This window comes from Paenibacillus thiaminolyticus (genome assembly GCF_007066085.1).
Taxonomy (GTDB): domain Bacteria; phylum Bacillota; class Bacilli; order Paenibacillales; family Paenibacillaceae; genus Paenibacillus_B; species Paenibacillus_B thiaminolyticus.
Genome location: NZ_CP041405.1, coordinates 2,516,013 through 2,536,517, shown reverse-complemented (window position 1 = coordinate 2,536,517; position 20,505 = coordinate 2,516,013). Strand labels below are relative to the sequence as shown.

Here is a 20,505-nt window from a genome sequence, read left to right as displayed (position 1 = left end):
GAACATCATTTAAAATGTGAGAGTCAACGGCAACGCCCTTCGCTGCAGAAGGGCGTTGCCGCATTTGGGCCCGTCCTGCTGCCGCGTCCGCCCGAATGCAGAGCCGGGAATCGAACCATAATAGAAGGAGCATCGGTTCTTTATGGAAATGATTTCATTCCGGCTGCAGGCGGCTTTTCGTCATGTAAAAAGTGGCGTCGAAGCAAGAGTAATGGTACAATAAATCAAATGCATATAAGGACAAGCTGAGCGAGGGCGGGTGAATTGCCGCGGCCGCTCGTTGGCTTGGACATAGAAGGATATGAGGAGGAAATCAGCAATGACTGTCAACCAAGCGCAATTGGACACGCTCTCTGTAGCGGCCATCCGAACTCTGGCTATCGATGCGATCGAAAAGGCAAAGTCGGGACATCCGGGAATGCCGATGGGGGCTGCACCGATGGGTTATCAGCTGTTCGCGAAAGAGATGACGCATAACCCAGCCAATCCGACATGGATTAACCGTGACCGCTTTGTATTGTCCGCGGGCCACGGATCGATGCTGCTCTACGGATTGCTTCATCTGAGCGGCTATGATCTTCCGATGGATGAAATCAAGCAGTTCCGCCAATGGGGCAGCAAGACGCCGGGGCATCCTGAGTTCGGCCATACAGCAGGGGTAGACGCGACGACGGGTCCGCTGGGTCAAGGCATCGCCATGGCTGTCGGCATGGCAATGGCCGAGGCGCAAATGGGAGCCACTTACAATCGTGACGGTTATTCAGTCATTGACCATCATACCTTCGTCATTTGCGGCGATGGGGACATGATGGAAGGCGTGGCCAGCGAGGCGGCTTCTCTAGCCGGCCATCTGAAATTGGGCAAACTAATCGTGCTGTACGATTCCAATAATATTACGCTGGACGGGGGAGCAGACCTGTCCTTCAGCGAGAATGTGCGCCAGCGCTATGAAGCGTATGGCTGGCAGACGCTGCTGGTCGAGGACGGCAACGATCTCGACGCGCTTGCGCGCGCAGTTGCGCAGGCGAAGCAAGCAGCGGATAAGCCGACGCTTATCGAAGTGAAAACGGTGATCGGCTACGGCAGCCCGAACAAGCAAGGCAAGGGCGGCCATGGCGGAACCCACGGTTCCCCGCTCGGCGCGGAGGAAGCGAAGCTGACGAAGCAATTCTACCAATGGGAGCATGAAGATTTCTTCGTGCCTGAGGAAGTATACCAAAATTTCGAAGAGAATGTGAAGAACAAGGGACTCCGGGCGAACGAAGCTTGGGATCGCATGTTCGAGCAATATAAGCAGGCGTATCCGGAATTGGCCGCTCAGTTCGAGACGGCGGCGAAGGGCGAGCTTCCTGCGAATTGGGATGCGGAATTGCCGGCTTACACGACAGCGGACAAGCCAGTATCGACACGCGTCGCTTCCGGCAACGCGCTGAACGGCTTGGCAGGCAATGTGCCGCATCTGACGGGCGGTTCGGCGGATCTGGAGAGCTCCACGATGACGCATCTCAAAGGCTTGCCGGTATACCGTCCGGGCCAATATGACGGCCGCAACATTTACTTCGGCGTTCGCGAGTTCGCGATGGCGGCAGCCATGAACGGCATGGCGCTGCACGGCGGCGTGAAGGTATTCGGCGGCACGTTCTTCGTGTTCACGGATTACCTCCGTCCGGCGGTTCGCCTGTCTGCCTTGATGCAGCTTCCGGTCACCTACGTGCTGACGCATGACAGCATCGCGGTCGGCGAAGACGGACCGACGCATGAGCCGATCGAACAGCTGGCTTCCGTTCGCATCATTCCGGGCTTGACGGTGATCCGTCCGGCAGACGGCAACGAGACATCGGCTGCCTGGGCGTATTCGATGGAGAACCGTTCGAATCCGGTCGTGCTCGTCCTGACGCGCCAGAACCTGCCGATTCTGGATACGTCGGCAGAGCGTGCGCGCGAAGGCGTGGCCCGCGGGGCGTACGTCGTCAGCGACGCGGCGAACGGCCAGCCGCAGGCGCAAATTATCGCGACGGGCTCCGAAGTGCAATTGGCTGTGCGCGCGCAGCAAGCGCTGGCGGAAGAAGGCATCCACGTTCGCGTCATCAGCATGCCGAGCTGGGATCTGTTCGAGAAGCAGCCGCAGGAATACAAGGATTCCGTCCTGCTGCCGAATGTCAAAGCCCGCCTGGCGGTGGAAATGGCTCATCCATTCGGATGGGAACGCTATGTCGGCGATCAAGGCGACATCCTGGGCATCTCGACGTTCGGCGCATCCGCGCCTGGCGACCGTGTCATGGCCGAATATGGCTTCACGGTAGAGAATGTCGTCAGCCGCGTGAAGGCGTTGCTGTAAGAGCAAGCCTCAGCAATAACATAGACCGTGATCCGGCACGATGTGCCGGGTTGCAATAGCATACAGGCCGCTGGCGGACGGATATGGGCATAGCACTCATTCCGGTGCCAGCGGTCTTTGTAATGGATGGAAGGGTGGATTAACCGTGGAACAAAAGCAAAGCCAATATGTGACGGGGGTGCTGGCAGCCGGATTGTCTTATCTGATTTGGGGCTTTCTGCCGCTGTACTGGAAGGCCGTCGGCACGGTTCCTGCCGGAGAGGTATTGGCGCATCGAATCATATGGTCGCTCGTATTTATGCTCCTTCTCTTGCTCCTGCTGGGGAAATGGAAGGTGGTCGCCGCGGAGATTAAAGAGATCTGCCGGCACAAAAAGCAGGCCGCCGGCGTCGTCATCGCCTCCGTGCTCATTAGCATCAACTGGCTCATCTATATTTTTGCGGTAGAAAGCAATCATGTCGTCGAGGCAAGTCTGGGCTATTACATCAACCCGCTGTTCAATGTATTTCTGGCGACCTTCTTCCTGAAGGAGCGCTTGAACAAGGCCGAATGGCTGTCGGTTGCCATCGCGGCGGCCGGCGTGCTGTGGCTGACGGTACACTACGGCAGCTTTCCTTGGACGGCCCTGACGTTGGCGGCGACCTTCGGCGTGTACGGGCTCATCAAAAAGAAGATTCCGGTTGGCGCCTGGACGGGGTTGACCTTGGAGACCTTCATTATGGCGCCGTTTGCTCTCATCTTCTTGTTCTTTTTCAATTCCGGCGCGGTTCCGTTGGCGGAGGAGCAGCTATCGATCGTGCTTCTGCTGATGGGGGCAGGCATCGTGACGGCGGTTCCGCTGCTTTTGTTCGCGGCCGGAACGAAGCGCATCTCGTTTACGCTGGTGGGCTTTCTACAATATATCGCGCCGACGATCATGCTGCTCTTGGGGTTGTTCGTGTTCCATGAACCGTTCGACGCGTCGCAACTGTTCGCGTTCTCCTTGATCTGGGTCGCGCTGATTATTTTTTCCTGGTCGCGGTCTAGAGGCATGCTCGTGCGCAGAACGGGCGAGGGCAAGCTTGACGCGCGCAAGAAGCTGCAGGCCTAGCCTGAGTCTGAGGCTCGTGCAAGGCCCTAGCCCGAGGCGCCTAGTCCTAGGCCGTGCACAGGGCTCAGGGCCGGCTAGCGGCGGGAAGCTGATGTCCGCGGCCATTCGCGGATAAGCGCACGAAGGGAGTGCGGCGCAGATGCGCCCACTCCCTTTGTTATGCATTGACGTTTATTTACTTTTCCCGATCGGCTGTCCGATCCACTGCTCGTACATTTTCACGACGGAGCACAAATCCTCTTCGCCATACCCGGCCGTCTGCCCCATCTGGAATAGGCTCTTGGCTGCATCCAGCATCGGAGAAGGCGATTGCATATCTTCAGTGAGACGGGAAGCAAGCTTCAGATCCTTCAACATTAACTTCAAGGAGAACTGATTGTCGAAGTTGCCTTCGATAATTTTCTCTCCCTTCAGCTCGGCTGCCTTGCTGCCGGCGCTGCCGTTGCGCACCACTTCGAGAAATGCCGCCGGGTCGACGCCTGCGCGCGCCACCATCGAGAAGCCTTCGGCGAGTGCCGCATTGTTGATGCCGACGATTGCGTTATGTGCCAGCTTCGTAATGGATCCGCTGCCGTTCGGTCCGACATGGACGATTCGGCCTCCCATTGCTTCGAATGCAGGCATTGCCTTATGGAGCGCCTCCTGCGGCCCGCCGACCATGAACACGAGCGTGCCCGCGATCGCGGCTGGCTTGCTCCCCGTAACCGGGGCGTCAAGGAAGGTTCCCCCGCGAGCTTCCACATCCGCAGTCACCCGCTTGACCAGAGAAGGCGAGATGGTGCTCGAATCAATTACGATCATGCCTTCGCGAACGCTGTTCAACAGACCTTGCTCGCCATAATAGACCGCTTCAATTGACTGGTCGTCGCTTACCATCGTCAAGACGATATCTTGATTGAGGGCTGCTTCCTGCGGCGATTGCGTTGCACGGGCACCCATCGCCACCAGCTCGTCCGCTTTGCCGGCGGAACGGTTGTATACCGTCACCTCGAAGCCTTGGCGAATCAGATTGGCGGCCATTGGCGCCCCCATCGTTCCTAAACCCAATACGGCTACTTTCATTCGCATCGTCACCTCACGTTGTCTTTTCCTTCGTCTCCATTGTAACATAGGAAAGCAACCTTCTTGTCCGCACGTTGTTTCTGTATGTTACCGCCCGTTTCATGGTATAATATCAATTAATTTTATCATGTAAACCTTTTCAATACAGTGCGTTCCCTTGTGTTTCAAAGAAAAATCCATTATCCTAGGACTATATTGATTTTCATGGGTTAAAGTGGCAAAGTCAACCAATACTCGAGGAGGGTGTACGATGACCAAAACAGTGCACTTTGATTACAGCAAGGCGTTGACATTCGTAAGTCAGCATGAAATTGATTACTTCAAAGAGCCCATTCGCCTGGCGCATGAGCAGCTACATAATAAGAGCGGAGCCGGTTCGGATTACCTAGGCTGGATCGATCTCCCTTCCCAATATGACAAGGAAGAATTCGCACGCATCAAGGAAGCGGCGGCCCGGATTCAATCCAACTCCGACGTGCTGATCGTCATCGGCATCGGGGGTTCCTATCTGGGAGCGCGCGCAGCCATCGAGATGCTGGGACATTCCTTCTACAACATGTTGCCGAAGGACAAGCGCAAGACGCCGGAGATTTATTTCGCGGGGAACAACATCAGCTCGACGTATATCGCCCATTTGATGGAACTGATCGAGGGCAAGGATTTCTCCGTCAATGTCATCTCCAAATCCGGCACAACGACAGAGCCGGCGATTGCGTTCCGCATCTTCCGCGAGGCGCTGGAGAAAAAATACGGCAAGGAAGAAGCGAAGAAGCGCATCTTTGCGACGACGGACCGCGAGAAGGGGGCGCTGAAAAAGCTGTCGACCGAGGAAGGCTACGAGACGTTCGTCATTCCGGATGACGTGGGCGGAAGATACTCGGTGTTGACGGCGGTAGGTCTCCTGCCAATCGCGGCAGCCGGCATCAATATCGACGAGATGATGCAAGGGGCGCAAGCCGCGGCGGAAGCGTACAGCAATCCCGATGTGGAGCAGAACGAGAGCTATCAGTATGCAGCCGTCCGCAATGCGCTCTACCGCAAAGGCAAGGCTATCGAGATTCTCGTGAACTATGAGCCGTCCCTGCACTATGTGTCGGAATGGTGGAAGCAGCTTTACGGGGAGAGCGAAGGCAAGGACAACAAAGGAATCTACCCGGCTGCCGTTGACTTCTCCACTGATCTTCACTCGATGGGGCAGTTCATTCAAGAAGGAACGCGGAACCTGTTCGAGACGATTATTCAGGTTGCGGAAGTGCCGCATCAAGTAACGATTCAGGAAGATGCGGACGATTTGGACGGGCTGAACTTCCTGGCCGGCAAGACGATGGATTTCGTTAACAAAAAAGCGTTCGAAGGAACGATGCTTGCGCATACGGATGGCAATGTGCCGAATCTGATTGTCACGATTCCGGACATGACCCCTTACTCCTTCGGTTATTTGGTATACTTCTTTGAAAAGGCATGCGGGATCAGCGGCTACCTGCTTGGCGTCAATCCTTTCGATCAGCCGGGCGTGGAAGCCTATAAGAAAAATATGTTCGCCTTGCTGGGCAAACCAGGCTATGAGGCAGAGAAGGCTGAACTGGAGGCGAGACTGTCCCGCTAATCGGGCAGCCGCCGATACATCGAAGATAAGCGATAAGCCGGGAAGCAGTTCTCCGTACGGGAGAACTGCTTTCTTGGCACTCATGGAAGAGGGTGTTCGACAGGAGCGGATACCAGGCCTTGTTGAACATGCATGGAGAGGTGATTCCCCTGTTAGAACGTTACAAGACAGTTCGTCAATTCGGGAGCAAGGAGATTGTCATCAAGAAATCTCGCTTTATCGGATACGGCCGGCCAGTCGAGACCGAGGAAGAGGCAATTGCATTTATAGAGGAAATTAAGCGTAAACATTGGAATGCCACGCACAACTGCTCGGCCTATATGATAGGCGAGCGCGACGAGATTCAGAAGGCGTCGGATGACGGCGAACCAAGCGGAACGGCCGGCAAGCCGATACTGGAGGTCATTCGCAATCAAGGGTTAAAAAATACGGCCATCGTCGTAACCCGGTATTTCGGCGGAATTTTGCTCGGAGCCGGAGGTCTGATTCGGGCCTACACCGATGGGGCCGTTGCCGCTATCGAAGCGGCGGAGGCCATTGAGAAAGTACTGCATCAGGAAGTGTTCGTTGACATTGATTACACATGGCTTGGCAAATTGGAAAATGAATTGCGTAACAAAGAGACGAGGATGGGAGAGACGCAATTTACCGACAAGGTGACCTTGACGTGCTTGCCTGTGGCGTCGGACGCCGACCGGTTTGTCGCATGGATCACGGATCTCACGCAAGGGCAGGCCGTGATTCGGAAGGGAGATCCTACTTATTACATTGAAGGGGAATAAGGAGAACAACCGCTATGCCGAGAAAAGCAGTGGATCAAGAATTGTCGCGTGAGCGAATCTTGGAAGTGGCGCGCCACTTGTTCGTAACCAAAGGGTACCGGGCTATCTCCATGCGAAGCATCGGCCAGCACCTGGGTTATAGCCATGGCTCGCTCTACTATCATTTCAAAGATAAAGCCGAACTGTTCTATGCGCTTGTCCGGGAAGATTTCAATCGGCTCGAACGGCTGTTCGAACGTGTTCTCAACCAGACTCCTTCCGAAGGATTATCCAAGATGGAGCAAGTCCTGCTGGAGTTCATCCGGTTCGGTCTGGATCATCCCCACCATTACGAGATTATGTTCATGACGCGAGATGAGGAATTGCTTGCCTATGCACGGACAGAGCAGGCTCGCTGTCTGGAGATGTTCTCGACCATCGTCAGGCAGGCCATGGCAGGCAATGCGCATTCGGAGCAAGAGCGTCATAATATTCCGCTTAGTATATTTTTGGCAATGCACGGGTTCATCTCCTTCTACATTCAAGATCAAGTCACTTATGAAGAGATCAAACCGGCTGCTCTGGCCCATATTCGTTTTTTGTACCGGAGGGTATTGGATGCGGCCCAATCGGCGTAGTTCCTGCCTTTCCCCGAATATATCCTGCTCATCCGATAGACAGGGCAGTCCGTCAACTCTTGCAGCGGCTGTCCTGTTTTGATCTGCCCCCGCCAGGGTTGTCTTTCCGCTGCCATCCATAAACACGGGAAACAACGGCTTCCCATGCCCGCATCATCCGCTTTGAAATCTGCTGATTGCACCTCCGATTATCGCTGACTTCACCTCCGATTTCGCTGTCTTCACCTCCGATTATCGCTGCCCTCTCCTCCGAAGCACTTTTCCGCTCTTCTCCTTCTTGCCTGAAGCATCAACCCCAAGATTATCCCCCTCCGCAAAAATCCAGGCACTAGGTAATCACCTATCATAAGCATTTCGAATAAGTTGCATAAGAATTAGTTAGGTATTGACGTTCTGTTCTAGTTTTTGGTAAAGTAATCACAATAAACACCGAGTAAACAAGTAGGAATAATGTTATATTTGTTGCGGATTGGAGGAGTCTGGGGTGAATGGTGTCCTGCGGCACAAAGGCGCAATCTGGGGATTCCGCTCGACATTGCTGTTATATGTTTTTCTGCTCATTGTACTGCCCATCGGCGGAATCTATGTGCAATCGTTCAGTGGAGGCTGGCAGGCATTCCGGGAGAGCATTGCCGAGCCGCTGGCCTGGCATGCCGTTGCATTGACGTTCCGGCTGGCGTTGATCGCGACCGCAATCAATATGATTATCGGCACGATGACAGCCTGGGTGCTTCACCGGTACCGGTTCGCGGGAAGAGCATGGCTCAACAGCCTCGTTGATCTCCCGTTCGCGCTGCCGACCGCGGTAGGCGGGCTGATGATTCTGCTTCTGCTCGGTCCCGGCAGCCTGGCGGGCCGCGCGGCAGAGGAGGCGGGCTGGCGTCTTGTACTCGCCGAGCCGGCAATCGTCGTCTCGATGGTCTTCGTCACCTTCCCGTTCGTCATCCGGGCGGTGCAGCCGCTGCTCGAAGAGGCGGATCGTTCCGAGGAGGAAGCGTCCTACACGCTCGGCGCGTCCCGGCTGCGGACCTTCGTGCACGTACTGCTGCCGCAGATGCTTCCGGGCATCCTCAGCGGCGCGATGCTCGCCTTCTCCCGGGCGATGGCCGAATTCGGGGCGGTCGTGCTCGTAGCGGGCAACATCCCAGGCAAGACGCTCGTTGCGTCAGTGTATATTTTCGGGGAGATCGAGAGCGACAATCCCCAAGGCGCCGCCGTCGTCTCGGTGCTCCTGCTCACGATCTCGTTCCTGATTCTCTGGCTGGCCGGCACGCTGCAGTTGCGGAGGGTATCGTCATGATAGACAAATCTGCCTCCCTCCCTGTCTCTTCCCGGCATTCAAGACCGGCGCAGTCTTCCAGAACGCGCGCCGCCTTAATCGGGATGACGTATGCCGTCTTTATGCTCCTGCTGCTGGCTCCATTGGCCCAGATCGGAGCCGAAGCGTTCCGTGGCGGCTTCTCCTCCTTCGCTGCCTCCCTCACCCGGCCGGAGGCGCTGCATGCGATGGCCATGACCGGAGCCGTTGTCATCGTCGTGACGATACTCAACACGATATTCGGCGTCCTGTTCGCCCTGCTGCTCGTTCGCGGGCGCTGGCTGGGCAAGCGGGCCCGGCGGCTGCTGAACAGCATCGTCGATCTTCCGTTCGCCGTATCGCCGGTCATCGGCGGCTTCATGATCGTGCTGCTGCTCGGGCCCCATACCGTGCTGGGCGCCCTCTTCTCCGGGATGGGCATGCCTGTCGTCTATGCTTTTCCCGGCATGGTGCTCGCGACCTTGTTCGTGACGTTCCCGATGATGGTCAGGGAAGTGGCCCCCGTGCTGCAGGAACTCGGCACGCAGCAGGAAGAGGCGGCTTCGACGCTGGGCGCGTATGACTGGACGATCTTCTGGAAGGTCACTTGGCCGTCTATCCAGTGGGCGGTCACGTACGGGGTGGTGCTTACGATTGCCCGTTCGCTTGGCGAATTCGGGGCCGTCCTGGTCGTATCCGGCAACATCATGAATAAGACACAGACGGCGACGACGCTCGTCTATCAGGATGTGGAGAATTTCAATATCGGTTCGGCCGGCAGCCTCGCGCTCGTGTTGGCATGCGTCTCGGTCGTACTGCTTTTGCTCATGGAATGGGCGAAAAAGCATAAAGGGCACAAAGGAGTCGATTGACATGCATATTGAGGTTCGCCAGTTAAATAAATGGTTCGGCGCCTATCACGCCGTTCGTGACGTTAGCTTCTCTGTTGAAGCAGGCCAGCTCATCGGCCTGCTTGGGCCGAGCGGCGGCGGGAAGACATCGGTGCTACGGATGCTGGCCGGGCTGGAGCATCCGGATCAAGGCGAGATCTTGTTCCAGGGGACCGTCGTCAATGATGTGCCTCCGCAGCAGCGGGGCATCGGCTTCGTGTTCCAGAATTATGCGCTGTTCAAGCATATGAATGTCTATGACAACATCGCCTTCGGGCTGCATATTCAGAAATGGCCGAAGCCGCGGATTCGCGAACGCGTGGCCGAACTGGTGGAGCTGACCGGACTGTCCGGCGTGGAACGGAGGTACCCGCATCAGTTGTCCGGCGGGCAGCGGCAGCGGGTCGCATTCGCCCGGGCGCTGGCCCCTGAGCCGCAGCTGCTGCTTCTCGACGAGCCGTTCGCGGCCATTGATGCGAAGATTCGCCAGGAGCTGCGGAGCTGGCTGCGGGAGCTGATCGAGCGCGTAGGCATCACCTCGATCTTCGTGACGCATGATCAGGATGAGGCGATTGAGGTGGCGGACGAGATTATGATCATCAGCCAGGGACGTGTCGAGCAGAAAGGGACGCCATGGGAAATTTATAAAATGCCGGAGACGCCTTTTGTAGCCGAATTCATCGGGGAATCGACCATTTTGAACGATATATACGCCTTGAAAGGCTTCGAAATAGTGAACGTTGGGGAAGAGATGAGAGCCCTCATTCGGCCGGAATATATCGAGGTCGGAAGAGAAGGCGAGGTAAGGCTGGCGTCCGCGAGCGAGTCCGGACGGGTCAAGGCGGTCCATTTCCGGGGCAGCGAATGGATGGTGGAGGTCCAGGTGGGCGATCTGGTGCTGAAGACGTACCGTTCGCTGGAAAGGCCGCAGCTTCAAGCAGGCGAGCAGGTCCAGGTTTTGATCCATCGGGTCTATATGTTCGAGGGAGACGCGAGCTGGATGGTCGAGAACCGGCTGAAGACAGAGCAACTGCCTGTTCATATTACGGGCTGAACGGAGGAGGGGCAAGATGGACAGGGACGAATCACGCGGCCTATCCGGCTTTATTGCGACAGTCATCATCTTTATTCTCTTATTTGGCTGCAGTCCCGGCGGGCGGGATGCCTCTCCGCAGGAGAAGGGGCAGCAGGACCAGACCTCTACTGCCGAATCTGCCCCTCAATCGTCCTCGTCTGGGAAGGCTGCGGTCTCTCCCTTGCCGGAGGAGTCCGGTCAAGATAGCGTCACGCTCGTCATTGGCGCCTATTCCGTCGTGAAGGACGTGATGCAGCGGATACTGCCTGAATTCGCGGCGGATTGGAAGGCGAAGACCGGGCAGCAGGTCGTCTTCCAGGAATCATACGAAGCCTCAGGCACGCAAGCCCGCTCGATTGCCGGCGGCCTGGAAGCCGATGTCGCGCTCTTCTCGATGGAGGGCGATGTCGATAAGCTCGTGCAGGCTGGACTCGTACCGGCGGATTGGCAAGCGCTTGACGCTTATGGAGGCATGGTCACCGGCTCCATCGTCGTGCTCGGTACGCGGGAAGGGAACCCGCATCAGATTCGCGACTGGAGCGACCTGACCAAGCCGGGCATTCAAGTCCTCTACCCGAACCCGAAGACATCGGGCGGCGCCCAATGGGATATTAATGCGATCTACGGAGCCGGCCTGTTGGAGGCGAAGGAGCGGGGAGAGGATAGCCAGCGCCGGGCCAAGGAGTTGCTGATGAGCGTTCACCGGAACGTCATCTCGATGGACAAAAGCGGCAGGGCATCGATGGCCGCCTTCGAATACGGCGTAGGCGATGTCATCGTGACCTACGAGAACGAAATTCTGTCCCGCATGCAGGCGGGCGTCCCATACGAGCTGGTCCGGCCGGAGCGGACGATTCGCATCGACAACCCCGTCGTCGTCGTTGACCAGTATGCACAAAAGCATGGCACGACAGACATCGCCCAGGCGTTCGTAGATTACTTGCGGGAGCCGAAGGCCCAGCGCCTGTTGGCGGAAGCCGGGTTCCGACCTGTTTCTCCGTCAGTGAGGGCGGAGACGGGTGACCGTTATCCTGAGTCGGCCGGTTTGTTCGGCATCGAAGATATGGGCGGCTGGAAGCATATCCGCGAGACCTTGTACAGCAAGCGGGGCATCTGGTACGAGGTGCTTGCAGGGATTGAAGAGTAGAACCCGGTTAAGCGAACGTGGATGAAGTGCGCGTGGCGGTGATGCCTGCGCATTTTCTTTTTCCAGGGAAATGGGTCGGAAGGTTCACGGGTGCCGATGCTTCCGGTTCAGGTAGTAGGGTGAGGCTGTTAGTGCTTATCGAGTTAGTGTGGGTACGGAGGAAGTGCCCGTGTCGCTGTTCGCTGGTGGGGATAGACCTTGCTCACTCCTTATAAGCATTCTCCCTTCGGCTCAGAAAAGCAATCTTTTGCTTAAAACCGATGTAGAAAGTTAGTGCAACACATGTAAGCATGATATACTCAAAATCAGGGCAAAAGAAAATAACAAAATGGTTTTTATTTTTATTATTTAATAAAAAGCCCATTCTGTGGCAAGTGCGAATGTGGAGTGCATATGAAATTCCCGGGGGATTCGCACCAATTTTATTGAAATATTATCCAATTTTGTGATGGAAGTTCAATGGTTTGAAGACTATTTCGTGCTTAATCGCTCACTTGGTGTGAAATTCATGTAAGAAAATGTTTATATTATTATATATTGTGTTATTTTTCGCTGTCGCATCCTACGCGGATGCGTGGATTGAAATCCCGTTATCCATATCGCGTTACGATCCGCACATGGTCGCATCCTACGCGGATGCGTGGATTGAAATGACTAATTAACGACAGGCTCGGGTATGAGGCCGCGTCGCATCCTACGCGGATGCGTGGATTGAAATGCCTATTTCTGCCTTCCGGTTCACCTCGCGATATGTCGCATCCTACGCGGATGCGTGGATTGAAATATTGAGTAGGTGCATCGCGGTCATCGTATCCCACGGTCGCATCCTACGCGGATGCGTGGATTGAAATATCTCTTTGCCTGGACTGTCGTTGTCCGTGAATGTCGCATCCTACGCGGATGCGTGGATTGAAATGTACCCATTCGCGAGTAGTGCTGTGGCTACCCGCAGTCGCATCCTACGCGGATGCGTGGATTGAAATTCGTCGCCTGCAACGGTCTATCTCGCGCTGTATAGTCGCATCCTACGCGGATGCGTGGATTGAAATAATTCGACGACGCGCGAGGTATTACGCGAATCAGTCGCATCCTACGCGGATGCGTGGATTGAAATGATATCACATGTTACGATGAGGCACCGGAGTTTCACGTCGCATCCTACGCGGATGCGTGGATTGAAATGTACTACCTACTTGGAATAGATTCATATGAAATCGTCGCATCCTACGCGGATGCGTGGATTGAAATTCCCATATCCGCGAGCTATAGTCTGATCCCGCGTCGCATCCTACGCGGATGCGTGGATTGAAATAACTTCGTGTATGACTATCAGGCAAAGGAGTTCGGGGTCGCATCCTACGCGGATGCGTGGATTGAAATATACCTGCGATTTCGGATTGGGCATTCGACGGTAAGTCGCATCCTACGCGGATGCGTGGATTGAAATATCCGGAACCTCAAGAGCACGGTCTGGATGATTAGGTCGCATCCTACGCGGATGCGTGGATTGAAATATCGATGCTCAAGCTATTGGCCGGAATGGATTCCGTCGCATCCTACGCGGATGCGTGGATTGAAATTTAGCAGGAGGCTTTCGTTTTGCCACCATAGATTGTCGCATCCTACGCGGATGCGTGGATTGAAATATATTGAATAGGAAATAGGGTAAGCAGCTGCGAAGTCGCATCCTACGCGGATGCGTGGATTGAAATGCTCCAGGAAGAAACTCATTGAACAGTAACCACTGTCGCATCCTACGCGGATGCGTGGATTGAAATATGAAGCGAGACGGGAAACCATTTCCGCTTAGGGGTCGCATCCTACGCGGATGCGTGGATTGAAATCTATGACAGCAGCGTGGTTATTAATCCGTCCTATCGTCGCATCCTACGCGGATGCGTGGATTGAAATATGTATCGCAGACCCGACGCTTTCAGACCGCCCTGTCGCATCCTACGCGGATGCGTGGATTGAAATGTCGCTACGGCAGGAACCATTATGGGCGAGTTTCAACGTCGCATCCTACGCGGATGCGTGGATTGAAATATTAGGCGTAGATCTAATCAAACTGACATCCGCCGTCGCATCCTACGCGGATGCGTGGATTGAAATCTCACGAACTTTTGCTTTTTTTCGTCCCAGACATAGTCGCATCCTACGCGGATGCGTGGATTGAAATAAATGACCATGTGCCAACATGTTCGAATCCCCGCTGGTCGCATCCTACGCGGATGCGTGGATTGAAATGCAATGACATCGAGAATACCCGCATGAATCTGCCGGTCGCATCCTACGCGGATGCGTGGATTGAAATTTGCGTATATATCAATTTTCCATCTTGGTACAGTTCGTCGCATCCTACGCGGATGCGTGGATTGAAATAATACGACGGAACGGAAGGCAGTACGCGCATCGTCGCATCCTACGCGGATGCGTGGATTGAAATCATTAGGATTTGGATTGCTGACGCAATCCCCTGGGTCGCATCCTACGAGGACGCTTATATTGATACCGATTATATTCCCTTTCTCAACTGTAAAGGACACATCTACAGGCGGTTTCGGCAACTGCTGTGGAGATGTCAGGCGGGATAGTATTGCCATAGGTTTGCAAAGGGGAAACCTCGCTTTAAAAGCCTCTCAGTCGATTTGAAAAAATTGAATATTATGGTAATGTGAAAATAAAGATTTCTTGGAAGGGTGAGGATATGGAAGCATCGTCGCTACAATATTTCACTATTGGCGACAGCATAAGACAATACAGAAATAAAGCCAATCTAACGCAAAGCCAGCTTGCCGAGTTGTCAGGCGTCAGCACAGGCTATATCTCTAAAATTGAAAATGATGAGGTAGAGCGTCCTTCATTTGAAAAAGTTTGTCACATAGCTAAGGCATTACAAATCCCTATTCATGAAATCGTCCAACCTTATCTTGAAATCAGGCAAAAATCCAATGTTTTGTTCGGAATCTTACGAGAAGTGATCAAGGAAGATGCGACGGATTTAATTGTTGAAGTGGCATCTGCCTGTTTACATAGTAAAGATATGGACAGCATCGATTTAATGGAAAGATTGTACGAGTTTGTGGATCTGGAAGTGACTAGCGACTCGCTCAAACTCGTGTTGTATGATCTCATTATCCGTCAGTCCCGCGGGCACGGTATCAATAAGTTTGCCGCCAAAGCTCTTTTTCAAAAATACCTGATTGAAAGAAATGACTTTACCAAACTACATGCAACCTATGATTCGGGAAGATATGTTCTCCATTATGTTGACTTTTTATCGGCAGAAGAACGGGTAAGCTTGTATTATAAATTAGGCGTTCATGCGTATAACTTGCGGCTCTTTCAAGAGAGTATTGATTTATGCATGAATAACGTAACCGAGGAAATACCGATAAGCTTGACCAAGGCAGAGTCCATTGCTGTAGTTCATAATTCTTACTATTATTTAGGCGAGTATGACTTGAGCGAATCATATTTACAACAATATATGACATTTCCTTATCCCCACATAAAAGACAACGCAAAATTAATGACCGCTGTTCTGTATTCCAAAAAAGGCAAAAGGGATCTTGCCTTGGCACAGCTTGAAGAATGTTTGCAGAGTTGCGGCGATAATGCTTTGTTGCATGTTATCAAGCAGCTTATGATAATCTATCTTGAGAAGAAGGATTGGACTTCCATTGAAAAGTTGTTCCGGTGGGAAGAGAAGGTTATTTCTATCCCCTGCCATACACCGTATAAAAAGTCGGAACTGGCCCATTACTATAAACTAAAAGGAGACTACTGCGTTTCTGTCGGAAATATTGAAATTGGGGCTCAATGTTATTTGGAAAGCGCCTCGTGGTATTCCAAAGTCAACGACAAATTTAATGAGCGAAGCAGCCATCTCATGATGAAGTTGGTTATGGAAAAAGACGAGCGGATGGACATTGAGATTATAAAAAAATTTCAGAATATCTTCGACCAATGCATGAAATATGAATTGAGGTAACTCAAGGGACGCCATATATGAGGTGTCTTTTTTTATTGAAAAAAATGAGAAAACTCGTCGAATTTTCCTCGAAGTTAAGTAAGGGAATTAAAGGAAAATCATGATACAGTTGCACCAAGAGCGGCTTCTAGATGCGAGCAACTAACGTTATACCTTATCGCGAATGGGGGCAACTTTCATGTCTTTTTTTCTTAACGAAGTCGATTGCTTGAGATACAAAATTGAGAGCGTACCAAGAGTTGGATATTTACCTTGTGGAGTATCAGAAAAGAAAGAACGCCGCTAGACGATATAAAGTCCAGCGGTATGATGCTCAGTCCTCCTTGGAAAGGCTTGGGCGACTCTGGGACATCCAGTATGACAGGCAATGTGATGATGCCGAACGGGAACGATGCGCTGCCATTCCGAACATGGCTGGTTGTGGGTTGAAATGAAAGGCGGCGGTGTGAAGAACGCTGTATGCCTGAGCGTATCGCAAGTTACGTCGCATCCAGCCAGGGGGCATGCCGTAAATAATTGCGTTGGTATGTTCTGTTTGTTCCCTATGTGCACTCTCCCCTTCGGTCAGAAATGTGCTCGTAATCTGAGCGGATGGGAGATTGCTCATAAGGAAGAGAAGAGGGGGATATGCTGCGCCAAGCATGGAGCCGACTGAGCGAGTTAAAAGCAAAAAACGCCCCGCCCAGACGGCATTCCGAGTCTTGAGCGAGGCGATAGATTTTCTTCCAAGGAGGAAGGTACGAAAGTGTTGGTTGATCACGAAAGCTTCCCTCTCGCTCCAGCTCCTGATTATTCCGAGGCCGAGGCGGGCAAGACGCCCTTCAATGGAATGTCGGTCGTTATGCGCCGGACGCCCAGATCGTACAGCTTGCGGGCATCGGCTTCGTCGCGGATGGTCCAGGCAGCGAGACTGAAGCCCTTCTCCCGGGCGGTGGCGACAATGTCAGGATGGTTCAAGACGGCCCGATACTGCAGCAGTAGCGCAGCATGGCCGAGTCCGGTCAGGATGTCGAGATCGACCAATTTGTCGGAGAGCCAGCCTACCTCGATAGCGGGATGCAGGCTTCGAATCAACCGCAAATTGTCCACATGGAATGAAATAATCATGGTTCGTTCCGTCAATTTATAGGTATCCAGCAAATGCAGCAGCCCTGCCGCTTCCTGCTCGTTAATGTGCTCCTTCAATTCCAACTGCAGGCCAGCCCGGCCTTCGGACAGCAGCGCCAGCACCTCTTCGAGGAGAGGGATGCCGCTTCCGGCGTAATCTGGATGGAACTTGATGCCGGCGTCAGCCTTCTGCAGCTCCCCCACGCTCTTGCTTCGGACAGGTCCCGAGCGATCGGTCGTCCGGTCCAGCGTATCGTCATGAATGACGACCGGGACGCCTTCAGCCGAATGGTGCACGTCAATCTCCAGCGCATCCGCGCCCATGTCAAGCGCCCGCCGGAATGCAATCATCGTATTTTCAGGAAAAAGGGCGGCGTAGCCGCGGTGGGCAACGATTTCCACGGGGCTCGTGTGTAAGGGAACAGTCATGGATAGGCCTCCTTCGGTATTGACGATTATGTAGCAGTATCCTTGGGTGAATGAGGCGGCCGGCTGTCGGCTGTATTTTCGTCGGCACAGGTAATCTGCAGTCTGCCGCTTGTTTGCCATGCATATCGATTCGAAACCGATTATACTGGAAGCATGACAGGAGAACAATGGAGAATTGCCAACAGAACATATGAATATTGTAAAGGCACCGCCTGTTCAAGAGGAGGAATAGAGATGATAGACCAATCGATGCAGCTTCCAGGATTCCCCTATGACGAAGACGGTTCCGCCGCAGGTTACGTCAGAGGCTGGACCGTTACGTTCTGGGGAACTGGCGACTCGATGGGCGTGCCGCGCGTATATTGCGCTTGTCCGGTGTGCGAGGAGGCGAGGAAGGAAGGAGTGAACCGGCGCTACCGTTCGTCTGTGCTTCTTGAACGGGGCGAGGAACGGCTGCTCGTCGATTGCGGGCCGGACTGGACGGGGCAGATGGAGAGAGCGGGGCTGTACTGGCTGGACGATATTTTGATTACGCATGCGCATCAGGATCATATCGCAGGCTTGACGGCCTACGCGGATGCCTGCCGCTGGTTGAAGCGGAAGGGGCGGGCGACGATGCCGCCCGAGGTAGGAGAGACGATCCGGACGATGTACCCTTGGCTGGAACGGTATATCGAGTTTCAATATATTGAAGGGCCGTGGCGCTGGAAGGATTGGAGCATTCAGCCCATTCGCGTCAATCACGGCAAGAATGGCTATTCGTACGCCTATCGCTTCGATCCATGGTCAAGCGGAAGGCCCGCGGGCAAGAACAAGCTGGAGATTCACAGCTGGCTTTATGCCTCGGATGCGCTCGGGCTCGGCGAGCAGGAGCTGGCCTGGTTCCGGGGGCTGGATTTGTTGATTCTGGGGACGAATTTCGTCCATGAGGAGGCACCTTACGAGACTCGCTCGGTCTATGACATGCGGGAAGCGGTCGAAGTCCTTCGCGAGGTGAAGCCGCGCAAGACGGTGTTCACCCACTTGTCTCACGGCGTCGACCTCCGGGGGAATTATCCAGAGCTGCCGGCCTCGGTAACGCTGGCCCGTACGGGGCTGAACATTCCGCTGCAATAACAAGGAAGCCGCCGGGAACGGGCCCGGCGGCGGTAGGCAGGCTTTACGCCTGGTTCAGGATGAATTTCTCGATAACATGCCGCACGCCTTCTTCGTTGTTGGTGCGCGTCACGTAATCGGCCACGGCCTTGAGCGAGTCGACGGCATTGCCCATAGCGACGCCGAGGCCGGCCGTCTCGATCATGTCATGATCGTTCCATGAATCGCCGATGGCGATCGTCTCCTCCAGGCTGCAGCCGACATGCTGCGCCAAATGGCGCAGGGCGCTGCCCTTGGTTCCTTCCCGGTGCGTTACTTCCAGGAAGTGAGGCTTCGACTTCGTAATATGGACATCCGGTCCAAGCAGCTCCTTCAATTCGGCGGCGACTGCATCCAGCGTCGCCGGTTCGTCGATGATGAGCATTTTGGTGGAAGGGGAAGCGAGCAGCCGATCGAAATCCGGTTCGATTGTATAAGGAATATCGGACAGCTGGGCATAAGCGATCAGCTTGTCATTCTCCTTGCGGGCGTACAGATGATCGTTGATATAGAGCTGAAGATGAAGTCCCTGTTCATCGCAATAACGGAGCAGGCGCATCGCTGCTTCCTTCGGCACGGCCCGCTCGTACAAAATATGACCGTCCATCACGTTCTTCACGAGGGAGCCCTGATAGGTGATAAGCGGAACGTTGAGTCCGGTCTGCAAGGCCAGGTTGCGGGCGGACGCATACATGCGGCCCGTGGCCAGCGTGACGGTGGCGCCTGAGGCGACAGCCAGCTCAAGCGCGTGCTTCGTGCCGGGCGTAATCTCCTTATCGTCTGTAATGAGCGTATCGTCGATATCAATGGCAATAAGCTTGTACAATGTCGATGTCTCTCCTTTTTCCGAGCCGCCTGGCACTCTCTCTATGTCAGACCGGCGCTCCGATGATAGTCAATAGATGCGAGTTTCTCCCTCTATTGTACCGCATGCCGGCCCCATTTCAATTCAGCGGCGATCATTCCCGCCAAAATCAGCAGACAGCCCACGATCGCCCACAAGCCGAGCGTCTCTCCGGCAAAGGTAACGCCCGTAATGGCAGCGAAGACCGGCTCCATCGCGAAGATGACGGCAACTCTGCTCGCGGAGGTGTATTGCTGGCACCACGTCTGCGCCCAATAAGCGAAGGCGGTGGAGATGCAGATGGAGATAAGCAGGGCGACGATAACCTTCGTCTCCGTCAGCGCTCCCCACAGCGCCGCTCCCGTAAGCTGCGGCTCGAACAGGAAGGAGCTGCCGGCTGCGGCCAGCGCGACGACGGCGAACTGCATCGTGACGAGCAGCACGGTATCATGGATGGCCGCATATTTCCCGGTGAAAGCAATATGGAGCGCGAAGCAGAACGAGCATAGGAGCACATAGCCATCGCCCTCATTCCAGTGAACCGCACCGCCATTAAAGGCGAGAAAATAGAGCCCCGCCAGCGCCAGAGCAGCGGCGATCCAGGTAGGCGGCTGCAGGCGCTGCTTGGCCAGCCACAGGCTGATAAAGGGCACGAGTACGACCGACAGCCCGGTAATGAAGCCGGCATTGGTTGTCGTCGTGTACACGAGGCCGATGGTCTGGAAGGCGTAGCCCCCGAACAGGAACACGCCGAGCAGCGCGCCGTGCAGAAGCAGCGCTCGCGTGCCTGAGCGGCTGCTGCTCTGGCGCCGCCTTCTGCTCAGCAGGGCGACGAAGCCGAACAGGAGCGCGGCTCCGGCGAATCTTACGGCGTTGAAGGCCAGCGGGGGCAGGACGAGCACGGCATGCTGGACGATGAGGAAGGTGCTTCCCCATACGAAAGCGACAAACAACAAGCATAAATCCGACGCTAATTTACGATGTTTCACAGCAAGCGACGCTCCTTTGATGTGCACATGAATTTTCAAATTTTACAGCAGGCGCGGCGAGTTGGCAAGAACGCAGTGCATTGGTGTAGAGCTGCTTCCTTGCT

General features: G+C 54.5%; 15 protein-coding genes and 1 CRISPR repeat array. Of the genes, 11 read left to right on the top strand and 4 right to left on the bottom strand.

Annotation, left to right across the window (positions count from 1 at the left end; genetic code table 11):
- Positions 1–319 precede the first annotated feature (319 nt).
- The gene (gene tkt, locus FLT43_RS11415; protein WP_087444790.1) at positions 320–2,338 is read left to right on the top strand and encodes a transketolase; all 2,019 of its coding nucleotides are present in this window, start codon (positions 320–322) and stop codon (positions 2,336–2,338) included.
- A gap of 145 nt (positions 2,339–2,483) precedes the next feature.
- Positions 2,484–3,428: an EamA family transporter RarD gene (gene rarD, locus FLT43_RS11410; RefSeq protein ID WP_087444791.1), complete on the top strand. Its 945-nt coding sequence runs from the start codon at positions 2,484–2,486 to the stop codon at positions 3,426–3,428.
- A gap of 171 nt (positions 3,429–3,599) precedes the next feature.
- Here the strand turns inward: rarD and FLT43_RS11405 are convergent, their stop codons facing one another.
- Positions 3,600–4,490 carry an NAD(P)-dependent oxidoreductase gene (locus tag FLT43_RS11405; protein ID WP_087444792.1) on the bottom strand — a complete coding sequence of 297 codons (891 nt, stop codon included), beginning with the start codon at positions 4,488–4,490 and terminating at the stop codon, positions 3,600–3,602.
- 250 nt (positions 4,491–4,740) lie between these two features.
- On the opposite strand from FLT43_RS11405, the gene FLT43_RS11400 reads away from it, so the two are divergent.
- The 8 genes from FLT43_RS11400 to FLT43_RS11365 all read left to right on the top strand — a co-directional run bounded on the left by FLT43_RS11400 (position 4,741) and on the right by FLT43_RS11365 (position 15,898).
- Positions 4,741–6,096, top strand: coding sequence for a glucose-6-phosphate isomerase (locus FLT43_RS11400; RefSeq protein WP_087444793.1), 1,356 nt, complete (start codon positions 4,741–4,743; stop codon positions 6,094–6,096).
- A 149-nt stretch (positions 6,097–6,245) separates the two neighbouring features.
- Complete coding sequence (locus tag FLT43_RS11395; RefSeq protein WP_040732978.1) at positions 6,246–6,878, top strand: YigZ family protein; 633 nt, start codon at positions 6,246–6,248, stop codon at positions 6,876–6,878.
- A gap of 14 nt (positions 6,879–6,892) precedes the next feature.
- Entirely contained in the window at positions 6,893–7,495 is a 603-nt protein-coding gene (locus FLT43_RS11390; RefSeq protein WP_087444794.1) for a TetR/AcrR family transcriptional regulator, read from the top strand.
- Between the two features lie 484 nt (positions 7,496–7,979).
- Positions 7,980–8,795 carry a sulfate ABC transporter permease subunit CysT gene (gene cysT / locus FLT43_RS11385; RefSeq protein ID WP_087444795.1) on the top strand — a complete coding sequence of 272 codons (816 nt, stop codon included), beginning with the start codon at positions 7,980–7,982 and terminating at the stop codon, positions 8,793–8,795.
- Positions 8,792–9,664, top strand: a complete 873-nt coding sequence (locus tag FLT43_RS11380; protein WP_087444796.1) for a sulfate ABC transporter permease — start codon at positions 8,792–8,794, stop codon at positions 9,662–9,664. Before cysT ends, FLT43_RS11380 begins: the two co-directional genes overlap by 4 nt.
- 1 nt (position 9,665) lies before the next feature.
- Positions 9,666–10,736, top strand: a complete 1,071-nt coding sequence (locus FLT43_RS11375; RefSeq protein WP_087444797.1) for a sulfate/molybdate ABC transporter ATP-binding protein — start codon at positions 9,666–9,668, stop codon at positions 10,734–10,736.
- Positions 10,737–10,752: 16 nt separating this feature from the next.
- The gene (locus FLT43_RS11370) at positions 10,753–11,904 is read left to right on the top strand and encodes a sulfate ABC transporter substrate-binding protein (protein ID WP_087444798.1); all 1,152 of its coding nucleotides are present in this window, start codon (positions 10,753–10,755) and stop codon (positions 11,902–11,904) included.
- Positions 11,905–12,458: 554 nt separating this feature from the next.
- A CRISPR array of direct repeats spans positions 12,459–14,350; the repeat unit is 32 nt; unit sequence GTCGCATCCTACGCGGATGCGTGGATTGAAAT.
- Positions 14,351–14,611: 261 nt separating this feature from the next.
- Positions 14,612–15,898 carry a helix-turn-helix domain-containing protein gene (locus FLT43_RS11365; protein ID WP_087444799.1) on the top strand — a complete coding sequence of 429 codons (1,287 nt, stop codon included), beginning with the start codon at positions 14,612–14,614 and terminating at the stop codon, positions 15,896–15,898.
- Between the two features lie 789 nt (positions 15,899–16,687).
- Here FLT43_RS11365 and FLT43_RS11360 read toward each other — a convergent pair.
- Positions 16,688–17,434, bottom strand: coding sequence for a glycerophosphodiester phosphodiesterase (locus FLT43_RS11360; RefSeq protein WP_087444800.1), 747 nt, complete (start codon positions 17,432–17,434; stop codon positions 16,688–16,690).
- A 234-nt stretch (positions 17,435–17,668) separates the two neighbouring features.
- On the opposite strand from FLT43_RS11360, the gene FLT43_RS11355 reads away from it, so the two are divergent.
- Complete coding sequence (locus FLT43_RS11355) at positions 17,669–18,550, top strand: MBL fold metallo-hydrolase (protein WP_087444801.1); 882 nt, start codon at positions 17,669–17,671, stop codon at positions 18,548–18,550.
- Positions 18,551–18,593: 43 nt separating this feature from the next.
- On the opposite strand, the gene FLT43_RS11350 is transcribed toward FLT43_RS11355, so the two are convergent.
- Both FLT43_RS11350 and FLT43_RS11345 read right to left on the bottom strand, forming a co-directional pair.
- A complete protein-coding gene (locus tag FLT43_RS11350) occupies positions 18,594–19,394 on the bottom strand; it encodes a Cof-type HAD-IIB family hydrolase (RefSeq protein ID WP_087444802.1) in 801 nt (266 codons plus the stop codon).
- Between the two features lie 92 nt (positions 19,395–19,486).
- Complete coding sequence (locus FLT43_RS11345) at positions 19,487–20,401, bottom strand: DMT family transporter (RefSeq protein ID WP_087444803.1); 915 nt, start codon at positions 20,399–20,401, stop codon at positions 19,487–19,489.
- Positions 20,402–20,505: the final 104 nt, after the last annotated feature.

Coding starts and splice junctions, on each gene's coding strand:
- FLT43_RS11380 (WP_087444796.1), top strand. CDS start 8,792: ATGATAGACAAATCTGCCTCCCTCCCTGTCTCTTCCCGGCATTCAAGA.
- FLT43_RS11390 (WP_087444794.1), top strand. CDS start 6,893: ATGCCGAGAAAAGCAGTGGATCAAGAATTGTCGCGTGAGCGAATCTTG.
- FLT43_RS11405 (WP_087444792.1), bottom strand. CDS start 4,490: ATGAAAGTAGCCGTATTGGGTTTAGGAACGATGGGGGCGCCAATGGCC.
- FLT43_RS11400 (WP_087444793.1), top strand. CDS start 4,741: ATGACCAAAACAGTGCACTTTGATTACAGCAAGGCGTTGACATTCGTA.
- FLT43_RS11360 (WP_087444800.1), bottom strand. CDS start 17,434: ATGACTGTTCCCTTACACACGAGCCCCGTGGAAATCGTTGCCCACCGC.
- FLT43_RS11365 (WP_087444799.1), top strand. CDS start 14,612: ATGGAAGCATCGTCGCTACAATATTTCACTATTGGCGACAGCATAAGA.
- FLT43_RS11355 (WP_087444801.1), top strand. CDS start 17,669: ATGATAGACCAATCGATGCAGCTTCCAGGATTCCCCTATGACGAAGAC.
- tkt (WP_087444790.1), top strand. CDS start 320: ATGACTGTCAACCAAGCGCAATTGGACACGCTCTCTGTAGCGGCCATC.
- FLT43_RS11375 (WP_087444797.1), top strand. CDS start 9,666: ATGCATATTGAGGTTCGCCAGTTAAATAAATGGTTCGGCGCCTATCAC.
- FLT43_RS11370 (WP_087444798.1), top strand. CDS start 10,753: ATGGACAGGGACGAATCACGCGGCCTATCCGGCTTTATTGCGACAGTC.